Below are 15,128 nucleotides of genomic sequence, written 5' to 3' on the forward strand. Positions count from 1 at the left end.
TATGAGTTCACAAGCCCACCGCGCCGACGCCGCCGATATGCACTCCCTTGTCGCCCTTCTCCCGGTCCCCTGGGGTGAGGACGGCCTGGAGCTCTTGCGAGAAGTTCATCAGGAGACCTGGGTCGAAGACCTCGATGTAGCCTGGGAGGTTCCTGGCGAGCGTGGCACGATCACCCTGCGCAGCGGTCACAGCGTCACGCTGATGGTCGACGAACCGATCCCGGAGCTGGTCGACCTGGCGCCGACCTCCAAACACCCCTTCGCCGCCGCGGAGATCCACCAGATCGAAAACCAACAGGCCATCTGGCGGCTGGTGCTCGAAGGCGTCGACAGGGATCCGCGCCGCCTGGCCGCCTCCTTCGCTCGCCTCCTCACCACGGCAGTTGAAGCCGGCGCACCGGCGGTCTTCTTGCCGGCCTGCGTGCAGCTTCACCCCCCGGCGCTCCTTCGCCACCTCTCGATGGACTTCAACCAGCCCGATGCGGTCATCAACCTCTTTGTCAGCGCCTGGAACGACGACGAATGGATGATCACCCGCGGGCTCACCCTCTTCGGCCTCCCCGAGCTGGAGACGCGGCATAACAACGGCCTCAACGCCGCCTACTTCCGCCTGATGGACATCGCCTCCACGATGTTCCTTCAGCAGTCGCCCTTTCCCGACGGTGCCCAGCTCCAGGTCGGCCCGCAACTTTTTGAAGCGCGCACCGGCCCCTCCGGCCCCTCCGATCCTCAGGTGCCCTTCTGCGGCCACCACGGCACGCTGACCATCGGAACGGTGAGCTTCGACACCTGAGCTTCGCACTGCCGGATTGACACCGCCAGAGCCCACGGGGTACGCTCCCGGCTCATCGGGTTTGTATGCGGCAGTTAGAGCAACACGTTGCCACTCTTGGGATGACTTGCATGCTTTTGAGGGCTGTAATGACGCCAGTGTCTCGCGTAACCAGACGCCTCGCCACGTTGATGTTGACGATCTTCGCTCTGCAGTTTGGCTGCGGCGATGGCGAAGTGGGCGACGAAGTCGTCTATTTCCACATCTACAACGGCTACGCCGGAAGCGCTCAGATGAGCCTCTACGGCCCCACCGGCGCGCTGGTCAACTCGCTGCCTTTTGGTCAGTCGACCCTCGATGTCGGCAATGGCGAGCCGGTGGCCTTTGATCGCAGCATCCCGGGCAACTTCACCCTGCTGCTCGATGGCTCTCCCACCCCGATTGAGCTTCCGGCCGAGGCCTGGTCACTCTACCCCCATGAGACCGCCACGCTCTTTCTGATCCGCCGCCAGGGGCAGGGCGCGCTGTTGCAGATGTACCGCCACGTGCGCTCCATCTCCGAGGGCTGCCGCATCGTCTTCGGCAACGCCCTCTCCACCCCTTCGGCGAACCTGGGTCAATACAACTTCATGTCGGGCTTCCGCTTCGACGACGTCGCAATCGGGGGCTACCTCGCCAGCGATCCTCGCGGCGGCGCCTTCCTGACCGAAGTTCGCGACAACCCCTACTTCTTTCTTGTTCGCTCCGAAGAAGAAGAGTCCGAAGGCGTGCTCATCCCTGTCTGGGTGGGCCGTGAAGGTACGGTGGACTTCCCCCGCGTCGACTTCCAGTCGGGCACCATTACCACAGACCCGCCCACCCTCGAGGTGATCACCTGCATCGCCGACGCCGGCGGCGACCCGGAAGCCGAGGCCGAGTGCCTGCTTCCCAAGTCCTACCAGGGCATCGTTTTCACCCCGGAAGTGGAAAGCACCTTTATCCACTACTACCCCGAGAACTTTGGGAACTCCGCCGGTGACTGCGCCGCCTCGTTCCGCATCTTCTCCGACTTTGGCAACATCTTCACCGGGGAGCACGCCAACGGCAGCTTCATCGACGGTGAAGTCAACGGCAGCGCCGGCGACCACCTCTTCTGGGTCCTCTACGGCTTCCCGGCCGGCGAGCCGGGCCCGCGAATCGCGCAGTGGTCGACCAGCGACGATGTCACCGCCGGCGGCTTCCAGCCCCTGCCTGACTACCCCTCGGCCCCCTGATCGCCACAAACGTTCGACCGATGCCCCCTGACCTTGCGGTCAGGGGGCTTTTTTGATTATATCTGCCTATCACCGCTTTTCGAGCGACACACACCTCCTAGACAGGACCCGGGAGTTGAGGGGTAGACGCCTCACCTGTGTCACTCTGGCACACTCTCTCCGGTGAATACGGCGGCTCCTGACCGACCAGTCTAACTGGCATATCGATTGCAACTTGTGGTACCGTAAAGAATCTTCAACCGTTTCGGGAACAGGCCATGTCCTACACTCCAACACCTGCGGCTTCAGGCCAGGCGCGTCTGCTACTCAACGGCGCGCGTTTGTTGGTTCATCTTGGCGGTGTGGTTGGGGTGGCGCTGCTGATGGCGCTTCCCTTTGTCAGCCAACGCACCCTCTCGCTGGCTGCTCAGGCCAACGCCTCGGGTCTGCATGAGGCCATCTTCAACTTTGAGGCGCTCATCCATCTGGGCCTTGCCGCCTGTTTCTGGACGATGCTCGCGCTGACCTTTGCCTGGCTTCGCGAGACGCTGCGCCAACGCGCCGAGCAGCGGCCTGCCCTGACCCGAAACATCGTGCGCGCCCGCGGCAACGTGATCCTCGAGACCCTGGTCGTCTTCCCGGTCTTCTTGCTGCTTGTCTTTGGTCTGGCGCAGTTCGCGGTGCTCAACATCGCCAGCATGCTCACGACCGTTGCCGCATTCCAGGCCACGCGCACCGTCTGGGTGTGGGAGCGCGAGCCCATTGGTCCCGATGATGTGGAGCGCAAGGCCGTGATTCAGGCCGCCACCGTCGTCGCTCCGGTCGTCCCGGGCGAATACGCCGCGCAGCCGTCGACCTCCTCGACCGAATACAGCCAGAACAGGGGCATCTTTGTGGCCTCGCAGTTTCCCTGGCCCGTGGCCGACTCCGGCTACCAGGGGCGCGACATCGGCGATCGACTCGCCGATGAGATGGCCGGGCTCAACCCGCCGATCGACTTTGTCTCGGCCATTGATACCGCCGCCTACTCCCACCGCACGGTTCGCAAGCTGACCAGCGCCTACGGGGCGATCGACGTGAGCTTTCAGCAGGATACGTCCACTGGCAACAAGATCACGGTGACGACCACCTACCATCACCTCAACGCCTTTCCGCTGGTCGCCGGCCTCTTTGGTGAGAGCTACGAGCGCTCCGGCCGCACGGGGTACCACGTGCCCATCAAACGCGTGCTCTCGCTGGAGCGCCAGCGCCCCTCACCCAACCGCTCGCAGTTTCCCCGGGTGACCAACAGTAACCTCGCTGCGCCTTACCTCTTCTAGCCCCGGATAAGTCGCCCGCACGCATCATTCGCGAACCTCTCCGTGCTTCGTCTCTATGAGCTGACCATGATCAACCTCCCTCAAAAGCCATCCCCCCTGCTCCCGGGCGCACGCCGCCTGCACGAGCAAGAAGGGGGAGCTATCGCCATTCTCGCAATGGCAGGAGCCCTGATCCTTCTTTTGGCCAGTTGGACGGTTTACGACGCCGGCGCCTCGGCACAAAAGAAGATGGACGCCCAGATCGCCGCTGACACAGCGGCCCTGAGCCAGGCCACGATCAAAGCGCGATCCATGAACCTGATGGCCTACGCCAACGTCACCAAGCGCTCGGTCTGGGGCATTCACAGCCTCTACCCGGCTTACATGTACGCGGTGCCGCAGTGGATCCACGGCGACTACAACTTAGCCGGGCTCTCCCTGCAGGGCTTTCTGGGCATGGACAGCGTCTGCTCAACCTGCTTTCAGCTCTCGGGCGAAGACGGCAGCGACAACGCGCTGTGTAACCTGTGCAACTTCATGAACACCAACCGCTCGCTCTGGAAGAGCGTGGCCTGCCGCTACGACGACTACGAGACGGCGTGCAGCGGGACCAACCCGGACTCCTGGGGCGACTTCTACCGCTTCTCGGGTCACGACCATAACACCGGGCCCCATGAGATGATGGAGCTCGACCCGGGCTACGATTACCCCAAACTCGCCAACGACGATCTTCAGCAGAAGATGCTCGCCGGCGACAACATCTCCGACGGCCCGCCCTACACCTTCCGGGTTGGCGATGGCGATAGCTGGTCGACCTCGTTCTTTGGCAAAGACCTGATCGCCATCGACAACTACCAGCGCTACATCTTCGCCATCTCGCCATGGTGGGGCTGGACCGAGCAGTCGATGCGCGCTGTGCGCAACGGCGCCACCCTCTCCGGGAGCTTCCCGGCGCCGGCGGGCGTCCTGCCGGACAACGTCGAGAACATCACCCAGTCGATCATCTCCCACTACTCCAGCGCCACACCGATCGCCGGCGATGGCACCTTCCACAACTACAGCAACTACGTCGACTCCCTGCCGGTACGTCCCGGCAAGATGGGCACGATGAGCTCGCACCTGAGATCTTCGGTCAACGCGGGCAACATCCTCAACATCGTCAAGTCCTGCCTCGACGGCGGCAACTGCCAGACGGAGAACCCCTTCCTCTTTGAGCACCTGCTCAACATGGCGCGCTTCATCCTCTCCTCCGAAGGTACGGTGGTGGGCTTTAGCGGCCAGGGCATCCTGGAGCACGTCTCCAGCGTGGTGGTGAACCTCTTGGCCGGCACCCACGCCTTCCGCGACCGGGGCGTGGGCTTTACCTCCAACGCCATGGTTCGCGCGATGGGAGAGAACCGCATCGCCGCCGAGCCCTGGGAGCTTCGCCCCTTCCGAAACGCCGGCGAATGGCAGGTTCAGACCTCCAGCCTCGTGATGGCGATGGTCGCCGACTTCACCTCTTTTAATCTCCTGCAGGCCCGTCAGAAGTACGACATCGTCGGCGAAGACTACACCGGCATGGACGCCAAATCGGTGCGCTACCGTGAGCACTTCTATGGGGAGAGTTTCGGCGACCGCCCCGCCCCGATCGATCCGACCTCCATCCTGGAGAAGAACACCTACCGGGCCTCATCCACCTGGGCGATGTCCCGCGCCGAGATCTTTCATACCGGCGCTGCCGGCCCCGATCTCTGGACGCCCTCCTGGAGCTCACGGATGCGTCCGATCGTGCTTGGCAGCGAGTGGGCCGACGCCCAGTACAACATGAACCAGGTCTATCACGACTCGCTCCCCTACATGGTGCTCTCGCGCAGCATCGGCGCCACCGGCGCCTGGCCGCTGACGCAGGTCGGCGTCGACCTGCTGCGCATGGAAGCCATCAGCAACGCGATGGGCCCCTCAACGATTGGAGGACTCGCCAAATGAACCGACGACTCCTTCAACGTATCAAGGGTCTGGGACGCGACGAACATGGCGTCGCCATGACCGAGTTCGTGATGTTTTTGCCGGTCTTCGTCCTGATTTTCATCGGCATCTTCGAGCTGGGGCGAGTCTACGACGGCTCGCTGCGGGCACGCGGCATGGCCTTTGTGCACACCGTCGAGAAGTTCCGCAGCGTTCAGGACACCTCGTTTAAAGACGCGATCACCTCCAACGGACCGGCGCGCTGGGCGGCCACGCCGGTGGGCGCATCGATCGACAGCACCTCCCAGCTCTTTCGCACCCCGCCCAATCAGCGCGCAGGCATCCGTGAGGTGGTTGCGCGCCGCGAAGCGCAGGCCTTCTCGCAGACCGAGGGTCTGGGACAGCACGGCAGCCTCGGTGAGGCGCTCGGGCGCGTACGCCTTGTGCAGGCCGCCGGTGTGGAGCTGCTCGGCGTCGATCACATCATCAACGATGACCTGACCACCTTCTTCGGCGACTCCCCCCTGGCGCTGGAGCTCTTTGATGACCGGCCCCAGAACGCGGTCTCCTCCTCGATGGAGACCTCCGGGATCATGGGCCAGCTGGGCGCGCGCGCCAACCAGATGATCAACTCCGCCGGTGCCCGAAGCGCCATCGGCGCCAACGTGCGCTACGGAACCCTCACCGGCCGCTTCGACAGCACTGTGCCCATCAATAGCCTGGGCGATGTCGAGGTCAGCGCCTGGTACAGCGTGCTCGCGCCGACCTACACCCACGAAGACGACCGCAAAAACGGTCAGATGTCCGCGATCGCCAGCCGCATCACCTTTGAGGGCCAGAACTTCAAGCCCTACCAGGCGATCATGCGCTACAACACCACCCCTGAGCTTCCCATCCTGCCCTCGGAGTACGAGGTCCCCAACCCGGTTGAAGAGGAACCCGACGACTTCTTCAGCGAGCCTCTCAACTACGGCGACGACTTCTACCCCTGATCGGCGTTCGCGCGCCAAGGCTTTGGACTTATGAACACCGCCAACATCACAAAGGCATGTACCAACCTCGCGAAGACGGCCGTTGCCGGCGCGTTGATCGCCTCGGTGGCGTGGGCCGTAGGGGTCTTTGAGGTCGACGGCAGCGTCCAGGAGAGCCACGCCGATCTCTTCGATCTTCGCTCGCTCAACACCCAGGATCCGGTGGAGACCTTCGCCCGCGAGCTTGAAGCCCTGGGCCACCCCGAGCCGCGCACCTACGAGATCAACGGCAACATCACCTACTTCTCCGTGCGCACCACCGATGAGAGCCCCACCCGCGTACTTGAGACCTATCAAAAGCGCTTTAAGCAGGCGCGCCTCAACGATCGCGTCTACACCGAGCTTCGCGATGAGGAGAATGAGGCCCGCCTGGTCACCGCCCTGACCGGCGGCCTGGTCCCCCACGCCATCGAGCCCACTCACGTCACGATGGGCGGCATGATCACCCGCGGAAAAGCCCGAAACGCCGAGGAGGTCCGTCGCGACTTCTTCGCCGCCCAGGATCCCAACCTCTTCTTCCGCGGCCACCGTTGGATCGAGGCCTTCCGGGAGCCGGATGATGAGAAGACCACGGTCATCGCCAGCTGGAGCGACGACGCCTTCCTCTATGGCCGTATGCACCCCACCGAGCTTCGGGTCGGCTACGGTGCCGGCGCCGACGACAAAGTCCCGGCCTGCCCCGGTTGCGTTCGCATCAATCGGATGCGCGACTTAACCCATGGCGAGCGCTTTCTCTACGAGAGCAACGTCTACGTCACCAACCACAGCCCGGCGCAGATCGTCGACTTCTACAAGCGCTCGATGCGCTCGCGCGGCTGGAGTGAGCACCCCAACAACGACATCTTCTTCGAGGTCCAGTCGGTCGTGGACTTCGAGGGGCGCGACGCCGACGTGATCGCGTTTAAGCGTCAGGATCGCATCGTCAAACTTGTGATCTACCAGAAAGAAGCGAGCACCTACGTGCACGCTGCCATGACCCCGGACACCGACCCGGAGTAGCGTCACCGACCTCGCACGATGAGCCCGCTAACTACGATGGAATGTGCACCACCAGATGGATACACGGAGAGGAGACCCCATGAATCGGCTGCCTGATCAAAAGCAACGTAGCTGGAACCCAACAGCGTGGATAACGCTGGTTGGCCTCAGTCTAATGCTGAGTTTCGCAAGCGCGTGTGGCGAGGCCGCCGCCCCCCTGGAGGTCACCGACGATCCCGAAGCGATCCATCAGGGCTTTGAAGCGCTCAACCACGGCCCGCGCTACTTTGAGGCACCCGACGGCCCCTTCTTCAACGATCCGGGGCTGATCGTGGTCAACCCCGACCCGCTGGAGCGCGAGCCGCTGATCCTCTCGGCTGAAGCGTACTGGCTGGCCGACTCCGATGTGGCCGCCTCGACCGTCGATGAAGACACCATCCGCTTCCCGCGTGACGGCTACGAGCACATGCGCGGCTACCGCCCCGGTCATGTGGTGCTCTCGCGTACCGCGGTGTTCCGTCGCTTCATCGAGCACGTCGAGCTGACCGAGCGCGAGATCATCTGGCACACCCGCGACGCCGACCTCGAGGAGGTCGTGATTCACGGGGAGTTCCACATGGATCTGCTCCCGGGCACCACGCTCCCCGAAGACTTCGACATCGTCGACACCTACCTCTACCCGGATTTTGAGGCTCAGAAACACGACCTCTACGAGCGCCGCCTGGTGATGTACGACATCAACAAGCGCGTGCAGATGCAGCAATCCGGCGAGCGCGAGAACTGCGAGCTGAGCACCTGCGACATCCCCTGCAACGACTGGCAGAGCGAAGCCGCCGCCGATGAGACCTTCGACGCGGCCTCGGCCTGCATGGACTGGGTCCGCGACAACCGCTCGGTCTATGCCGACGACGAGTCCGGCCCGCTGCTCTGCCCCGAGAGCCTCTCCGATGAACAATGCGCAGGCGTGGTCTGCTCTGACATGTGCGAGCTCGACGACGGTGGCGACGAAGACGACGAAGTCTCCGCTCCCGATCCCTCCAACGATCCGGGCAACGTGGGCGAAGGCCCCGGCGGCGAGCCGGTCAAGCGTGGTGTGGGCTTTACCTTCTGCCTCAACCCCTACGAAGCCGGCGAAGTCGAAGGCGCTCCCGATATCGACCCCGACGAGCTCTGCGACCTGACCATCGAGCTCACCGATCCCTTCACCTTCGGTGGCGAGCAGAGCGGTGAGTTCGGAAACGGCAACGGCACCTGGACGGCCAGCTGGCAGTTCACCCTCATCCCGCGCCTGCAGGTCAGCGTCGGTGTGAAAGCCGGCATCAAGCTCAAGATCTGGAAGCCCGGCCTCAAAGCCTACGCAGGCATCTACGCCGGCTTTGGCTTCGGTGCCACCGTGACGCTCGAGGCGCAGCTGGCCCTTCAGTACAACTGGAGCAAGCACTTCGAGGTGCCGATCATCAAGAACTTCGTGGTCGTCTTCGTGCCGCTTAGCGTCTACGCCTACGCTCGCCTCAACGTGAACTTCCGACTGAGCCTGGAGGGGATGCTGCGCTACGACTACTACCGCACCAGCGTCAACTACCTCTGCGTCAACATCTGCGTGGGCGGCTGCCCCCTCTTCCGAATCTACGCCTCGCGCTACGCCAACGGGGAGTGGAAAGGCAGCTCCGACGGGATGAGCAAATGCAGCCTCCCCAGCCCTAATGACCTGGGGTTGAGCAACAACATCGACGGCCAGTTCACCGCCGAGATCGATGCTGAGGCCACACTAAGTGCGGGTCTGGATATCGGTATCGGTGCGCGCATCGGGCCGGATCTCAACATCGGCAACTTCAACGTCGGCCTGACCCCGCCGGGTAAATACAACATCTATGTCCAACCCCTGGAGCTCTCGCTGCAGGCCGGTATCCGCATCTCCCCGCCCCTTTGTAACTACTTTGTGGGCCTGTACCTGGGCGGCTCGGCCGGCGCAGGCATCAAGATCCCGATCGTCGGTTGGAAGGAGTTCCGCGTGCGTATCTACGGTCCGATCAAGCTCTTCGGCGTCGATGGCACGCTCGACGGTGGCGTCTTCGACATGATCGGTTGCGGCTACTTCGAGCCTTCGGAGCCCTACGAAGTCGTGCGCAGCGGCTGCTCCAACGATGAGCAGTGCATGGACGATGCCCCGGCCGGCGAGAGCTCCCGCTGCTTCCAGCGCGAGTGCGTCAAGCATGACAATGTGCGCGTGAGCCTGGGCTGGCTGGCCGAGGTCGACCTCGACCTCTACATCACCAAGCCCGATGACTCGCTGGTGCAAAACCGCATGACGCAACCCAACCTCTTTGACCGCCGCGACTGCGGGGATACCTGCACCAGCGAGGCTCAGGGCGCTCCCTACATCGAGAACTTCACCTTCCCCAACGACGTGGAAGGCGAATGGATCGCCTGGGTCGTGCTCAATGAGGCGGCTGAGAACGCCGACATCAACGACATCCTCTACACCCTGGAGGTGGAGTTCGGTGAGGGCGTGATGCGTCAGACGGTCGAGGGCAGCATCATCCGCGACCAGGCCGACCAGTCGGTCTTCCGCTTCGCGATCTGCAGCCCCAACGCCACCACCCCGCGCTGCCAGGCGCAGGGCGGCGGTATCTCGGATCTGCCCGTCGGCAGCGACGATGACGTGGTCTTCCCCATCGAAGACCCCGCTCTTCCCGGCGTCGAGCCGGGCTGCGAGCCCGACACCCAGGAGTCGTTGTGCGCCGAGTATCACACCGGTCCGGACTGCAACTTCTACCAGCTCACCGATAGCTGCGGTGGCCAGCGCAGTATCGCCTGCGGCTGTGAGCTTCGTGCACAAAACTGCCGCTCCGACAGCCAGTGCGATGAGGGCCAGGTCTGCTGCCAGAACAGCGGCATCTGCCTCACTCCGCCGGCCAACGGTGAAGGTGCCGTGCGCCTCTGCATGCAGCTCGAAGCCTACTGAGTCGGCCTCATTTCGCGCCGGAGCCCCGGCGCGGAGTCATCCACGCTCGGCCCGCCCTGTTACGCCACTCCGCCTGCTTCGGAGTTTTGACGATGGATATTCAGATGAAGATCCCGACACACCCACCGGCACCTCGCCGCAGCATGCGCCACGGCGCCACCGCGCTGCTCGCTGCGCTCGCCACCTGCGGGCTCATGGCCTGCGGCACCGATGGCGAGACCGACAGCCCCGCCGACGCCTCCGGGCGCACGGTGATGGCCGTCTCGCCCAATGGCTCCTACCTGGTCTTCCGCGACCATGTGCGTCTTATGGCAGATGACCTGGCGCGCGCGGCGACCTTTGAGGACGATCGCGTGATGATCCCCGTGAAGCATCGCGAGCACCTCAAAGGTCTGGAGACCGGAGATATTCTCCTGGCGCAGATCGACAACGGTCACTGGCGCCACATCGAGGCGATCGAGGTTCAGGGGAGCAACCTCGTGTTGCGCACCCGGGATGCCGCGCTCTTCGAGATGGTCGAAGACGGCGATATTCTTGTGGAGATCGGCGAGCAGGAGGCCATCGGCCAGCACCGCTCCGCGCTTCGCTATCAGGAAGAGCGAATCTATGAGGGCGGCAGCGGTGGCGTCGTCTTTCCCCGGCCCCGACCGGTGCGACCGATCGTCGACGATCCGATCATCATCGAGCTCGACGAGCTCTCGGCCTCGGCCGGGCCGCGCTATTCCTTTGAGATCGCGGAGACGGCGGCCGGCGAAGTCGATACGCCCGAGTACACCGTGGAGACGGTCCAGGGCCAGATCGAGGCCAACGTCACCTTCATCTCCCGCATGAAGATTCTGGCCGGACGTATCGTCGAGGAGCGTACCTCGGCGCTGGCTCATGTCGACACGGATCCTCAATGGGTCATTGAATCGACCGGCGATCGCGCCGACCGCCACACCTTCCGACTTCACGGGTCGCACGCCACCCGACCGATGTTTGAGATCTTGCAACGGCGCTTCTACTTCACCGCCGATCTCAACCTTGCTTACGACGTGCGCACCTCGGGCACAGCGACGATGACGGCGGGCTTTGTCGGCAGCGGCTACGCCTTTGCCGGCGTGCTCTGCACCAACGGGCTCGGCGGCCAGCAGGACTGCATGGCGCTCCCGCGTGAAGGTCGCTACGAGGCCTTCCACGCCGAGGAGCGAGCCACGCAGACCCAGGGTGAAAACGGCGCCATCAGCTTCAAAGCCACCATGGGCATCAACGCCGCCCTGGTCGACACGCCCAGCTCGGTCACCGCCAACCTGCTCACTCGCCTGGAGCCTTTCCGCGCAAACTTCGACGCGGAGATGACCCTTCGTCCGCCCTTCTGCCCGCGCAGCGGCACGCTCACGGTCGCCGGACACGCCCGCAAAGCGACCTTCAATGGCACCACCGGCTACACCAGCGAGTCCCGCACGGTCTTTGAGAACCTGGACATGGTGCAGGACAACCCGGCCTGTGGCATCTCGGAGCCCGACGGGCCGCTCTACTGCGAGCGCCCGGGCGACTGCGGCGACGATCCGGAGTTGACCTGCTTCCGCGGCATCTGCGATGTGCGCACGCCGATGCGCGTGGTCCTGGACTGGGCCTCCGCCGCCGACCTGGATCTCTACGTGGAGCTGCCCGATGGCGAGCTCATCTCGGTAGCCAACCGCAACGCCAACAGCGCCACGATGACGATGGTCTCCAACGGCGGTGGCGAGTGTGAGAACTGCGGGGTATGCACCGGCAGCATGATCACCGACTGCGCTGCCGCAGATCCGGTTGATGGCCAGTGTCCGGCGGGCTGCTCGGTCTCGCTCGACGGCAACCGCTGCACCGGCGGTGTCGCGCGCTGCGGGGTCTTCGACGCCCAGAGCTGCGGCAGCGTCGAAGGCTGCAGCTGGAGCACCATGGGCGGCAGCCTGCCCCCTTACCTGGAGGCCGTGGCCATCGATCGCCCCGAGGTCGACGAGCTCTACCGCATCTGGATCGTCAACAAGAGTGGCCAGTACAACGGCCGCCCCGACCCGATCCGCTACGAACTTCAGATCCACGGCCTTGAAGAGCAGTCCGCCTCCATCAGCGGCTACATCGAAGCCGACGCGGGCGCTCGCTCCATCACCTCGATTTACCGCTACGGCGTGATCGAAGACAGCGACGAGTGCATCCCGGTCTACGACAGCCAGCTCTGCGAAGACGCTGGCAACGTCTGCGGCCAGTTCTCGGCGACGGATAACTGCGGTGTGCTCCGCGAGGTCATCGACTGCGGCTCCTGCGATGCCGGTGTGCCCTGCGAGAACAACCAGTGCGTGTGCACCCAGCAGTCCGACGCCGAGATCTGCGCCTCCCGCGGATACGCCTGCGGCAGCCGCGAGATCATCGACAGCTGCGGCGAGACACGCACCATCGAGTGCGGCTCCTGCGAGGCGGGTGTGGAGTGCTCGGCCAACAACACCTGCTGCGGCGTCAACGTCGAGGAAGAGATCTGCAACGAGCCTCCCGGCTTCACCCGCACCGGCTGCACCTCCAACGAGTGCGAAGAGCCGCCGGCCGATCTTGGGTGCAACCGCATTCGCCGCACCGACAGCTGTGGCATCCAGCGCGACGTGGAATGCGGTGGGTGCAATATGTTCGACGGGTGGTACTTCGTTGGCGAATCCGAGGCTGACGTCATTCAGGTCTGTGGCAGCCGCGCGGTCTGCGACTACCACCTCTACGAATGGCGAGACTACGATTGCGCCGGTGAGAAGTGCACCTACGAGGTCACCGATCACGAAGCGCGCCAGGTCAACTGTGAGTCCTGCCCCGATCCCTTCATCGGTCCCTGGTCACCCTGCAATGAGTTCGACGGCAGCTGCGATCAGAGCGGCACGCGCGAGCGTACCCACTATGACTTCCGCTGCGATCAGGAGTCGGATCTCAACACCTACCTGACCTCGCTGACCAACCACGCCCTCGACTCCGTGGCGCATCCGAACATCGCTGCGGCCCCCTACGCGGTCTGTGTTGGGTTTGAGGATCATGTGGAAGAAGGTGCGTGCACCCGCAACACCAACGGCGCAAGCTGCGGAGCGGGCGCCAGCGGCCGCTGCGCGCTGGGTGAGTGTCTGCAGAACGACTGCACCGAGATTCAGGGCAACTGCGGCACCGTCGCCGAGCCCCAACTCTGCGCGACGGTCCTCACGCCGACCAACCCCCGTAATGTGTGTCTTCCCGAAGACGACTGCTACGTCGATGACGACTGCAACCAGTTCCTGGCGGTGGGCGATCCGGAGCGCGTCTGCGGTGTGACCGGCGGCAATAGCCCGTCCACCTCGTGCATCGAGCCCAACGCCAACGGTGACGGCGTCGGTGAGAGCTGCAACTCCAACAGTGACTGCTACCATGGTCATTGCTCGGGCGGGGTCTGCACCATTGCCTGCACCAGTCAGTTCGACTGCACCAGCTACGGCATGAACTGCGGCGTGAAGCTCTACGGTGGCAACGCGTTCAACGTGTGTGTGCCGAACAACTGAAGTCGCAACATCACCGGCGCCCCGGGCGTCGGATGACGCTTCGGGCGGCGTCTCCAGACGCCGCCCGAAGCTCCACCACGGATAAGGACGTATGAAGATTCAGCGCTCTCGCTTCGCTCGACTCAACCCCACTCTGTCCGGCCTGTGTCTCGCGTGGCTTGTCGGCCTCAGCGTCGCCTGCGGTGGCTCCACCATTGAGGTGGATAACACCCCGGATCGCGACGCCGGCGAGGAGATCACCGAGATCGATCCGCAACTTCGCCAGCTCTCCACCGAGCTGCGTAACGCGGAGTGTCAGGTGCTCTTTGGCTGCTGCAGCACGGAAGAGCGCCTCAACGGCTTCGGCATCGAATACAGTGAGGAAGACTGCCTCAACGCCAGCGAGTCCATCCCGGTCGATATTGGGCTGGGGCTGCTCAACCAGGCCATTGAAGAGGGGCGCATTGAAGTCGACTGGGACGCGGCCGATATGTGCGTCTCAAGCTACAGCAACCAGAGCTGCTCGGAGTTCACCGAGCGCGATCCGATCCGCACCACCTTCCCGGGCTGCGCCCAGATGTTGATCCCGCAGCTTCAGGAGGGCGAGGAGTGCGTGCTCGATCAGGAGTGCATCACCGGCTACTGCTTCAGCAACGTGCTCGCTGACGATGAGCCCGATCGCTGCGCGGAGCGTCCCGAAGAGGGTCAAGACTGCTCCTCGAGCATGTGCCCCACCGGCATGTTCTGTGACACGATCGACTATGTGTGTCGTCGGCCGCTGCGCGCGGGCTCGAGCTGCTTCCAGGCCGAAGAGTGCGCCTCACAGCGCTGCCTGGAGAACGAGAATGGCGAGCTTCGCTGCGCCGAACGCGTCGCCTTCTGCGAGGAGTAAGAGGCCTTCCGCGTCTCGGCGCCTTCTCTCTATGACGAACGCCCCCGGCGCGCTGCGCGCGCCGGGGGCGTTTTCGCTCTGGCGCCCCTTTGAATTGACCGCTTTCTCCGTCGCCTTACGTTCTAGGCGTAAGAAGTCAACTTCGCCGCGGGCCGGGCAGCGCAATGCGAGCTGCCGGCCCCTGTATCTGCCCCACTAAGCCCGGAGGTACGCATGTTGTGGTGGGCACTCGCGTTCTTTGTCGTCGCCATCATCGCCGCCGTTCTCGGATTCGGCGCGCTGGCATCAGCCGCCGCCACCGTCGCACAGATCGTCTTCTATGTGGCGCTGGCGATGCTGGTCATCTCCCTCTTCGTCTATCTTTTTCGCGGCGCGCAGGGAAACGCCCTCACGTAGCGTCGCGCTGCACGCTGACCCGAGACACGATTCACAAAAAAGCGACGCCCCGGGGGGCGTCGCTTTTTCATGACCTCAATAACTAACGTAAGGCCGCTGTCACGCCCCGTCCTC

At 63.9% G+C, this 15,128-nt stretch carries 10 protein-coding genes; all 10 read left to right on the forward strand.

Translation table 11 applies throughout. The features are described 5' to 3' along the window. The first annotated feature begins 1 nt into the window (after position 1). The 10 genes from FRC96_RS11815 to FRC96_RS11860 all read left to right on the forward strand — a co-directional run bounded on the left by FRC96_RS11815 (position 2) and on the right by FRC96_RS11860 (position 15,014). A complete protein-coding gene (locus tag FRC96_RS11815; protein WP_146974701.1) occupies positions 2-793 on the forward strand; it encodes a hypothetical protein in 792 nt (263 codons plus the stop codon). Between the two features lie 128 nt (positions 794-921). Then, a complete protein-coding gene (locus tag FRC96_RS11820) occupies positions 922-2,025 on the forward strand; it encodes a hypothetical protein (protein ID WP_146974702.1) in 1,104 nt (367 codons plus the stop codon). Between the two features lie 257 nt (positions 2,026-2,282). Beyond that, complete coding sequence (locus tag FRC96_RS11825; RefSeq protein WP_146974703.1) at positions 2,283-3,323, forward strand: TadE/TadG family type IV pilus assembly protein; 1,041 nt, start codon at positions 2,283-2,285, stop codon at positions 3,321-3,323. A gap of 42 nt (positions 3,324-3,365) precedes the next feature. Next, positions 3,366-5,270, forward strand: coding sequence for a Tad domain-containing protein (locus FRC96_RS11830; RefSeq protein WP_146974704.1), 1,905 nt, complete (start codon positions 3,366-3,368; stop codon positions 5,268-5,270). Next, positions 5,267-6,241, forward strand: a complete 975-nt coding sequence (locus tag FRC96_RS11835) for a TadE/TadG family type IV pilus assembly protein (RefSeq protein ID WP_146974705.1) — start codon at positions 5,267-5,269, stop codon at positions 6,239-6,241. Before FRC96_RS11830 ends, FRC96_RS11835 begins: the two co-directional genes overlap by 4 nt. Before the next feature lie 30 nt (positions 6,242-6,271). Beyond that, the gene (locus FRC96_RS11840) at positions 6,272-7,279 is read left to right on the forward strand and encodes a hypothetical protein (protein WP_146974706.1); all 1,008 of its coding nucleotides are present in this window, start codon (positions 6,272-6,274) and stop codon (positions 7,277-7,279) included. Between the two features lie 154 nt (positions 7,280-7,433). Next, entirely contained in the window at positions 7,434-10,223 is a 2,790-nt protein-coding gene (locus FRC96_RS11845; RefSeq protein ID WP_146974707.1) for a hypothetical protein, read from the forward strand. A gap of 104 nt (positions 10,224-10,327) precedes the next feature. Then, entirely contained in the window at positions 10,328-13,747 is a 3,420-nt protein-coding gene (locus FRC96_RS11850; RefSeq protein WP_146974708.1) for a hypothetical protein, read from the forward strand. Between the two features lie 91 nt (positions 13,748-13,838). Beyond that, positions 13,839-14,618, forward strand: coding sequence for a hypothetical protein (locus FRC96_RS11855; protein ID WP_146974709.1), 780 nt, complete (start codon positions 13,839-13,841; stop codon positions 14,616-14,618). 213 nt (positions 14,619-14,831) lie between these two features. Continuing rightward, a complete protein-coding gene (locus tag FRC96_RS11860; protein WP_146974710.1) occupies positions 14,832-15,014 on the forward strand; it encodes a DUF1328 domain-containing protein in 183 nt (60 codons plus the stop codon). The last annotated feature ends 114 nt before the right edge of the window (positions 15,015-15,128 follow it).

Source organism: Lujinxingia vulgaris, from assembly GCF_007997005.1.
In the GTDB taxonomy this organism is placed as follows: domain Bacteria; phylum Myxococcota_A; class Bradymonadia; order Bradymonadales; family Bradymonadaceae; genus Lujinxingia.

Excerpts from the sequence above, each read along its gene's own strand:
- FRC96_RS11815 (WP_146974701.1), top strand. The coding sequence starts at position 2 with ATGAGTTCACAAGCCCACCGCGCCGACGCCGCCGATATGCACTCCCTT.
- FRC96_RS11820 (WP_146974702.1), top strand. The coding sequence starts at position 922 with ATGACGCCAGTGTCTCGCGTAACCAGACGCCTCGCCACGTTGATGTTG.
- FRC96_RS11825 (WP_146974703.1), top strand. The coding sequence starts at position 2,283 with ATGTCCTACACTCCAACACCTGCGGCTTCAGGCCAGGCGCGTCTGCTA.
- FRC96_RS11835 (WP_146974705.1), top strand. The coding sequence starts at position 5,267 with ATGAACCGACGACTCCTTCAACGTATCAAGGGTCTGGGACGCGACGAA.
- FRC96_RS11840 (WP_146974706.1), top strand. The coding sequence starts at position 6,272 with ATGAACACCGCCAACATCACAAAGGCATGTACCAACCTCGCGAAGACG.
- FRC96_RS11845 (WP_146974707.1), top strand. The coding sequence starts at position 7,434 with ATGCTGAGTTTCGCAAGCGCGTGTGGCGAGGCCGCCGCCCCCCTGGAG.
- FRC96_RS11850 (WP_146974708.1), top strand. The coding sequence starts at position 10,328 with ATGAAGATCCCGACACACCCACCGGCACCTCGCCGCAGCATGCGCCAC.
- FRC96_RS11855 (WP_146974709.1), top strand. The coding sequence starts at position 13,839 with ATGAAGATTCAGCGCTCTCGCTTCGCTCGACTCAACCCCACTCTGTCC.
- FRC96_RS11860 (WP_146974710.1), top strand. The coding sequence starts at position 14,832 with ATGTTGTGGTGGGCACTCGCGTTCTTTGTCGTCGCCATCATCGCCGCC.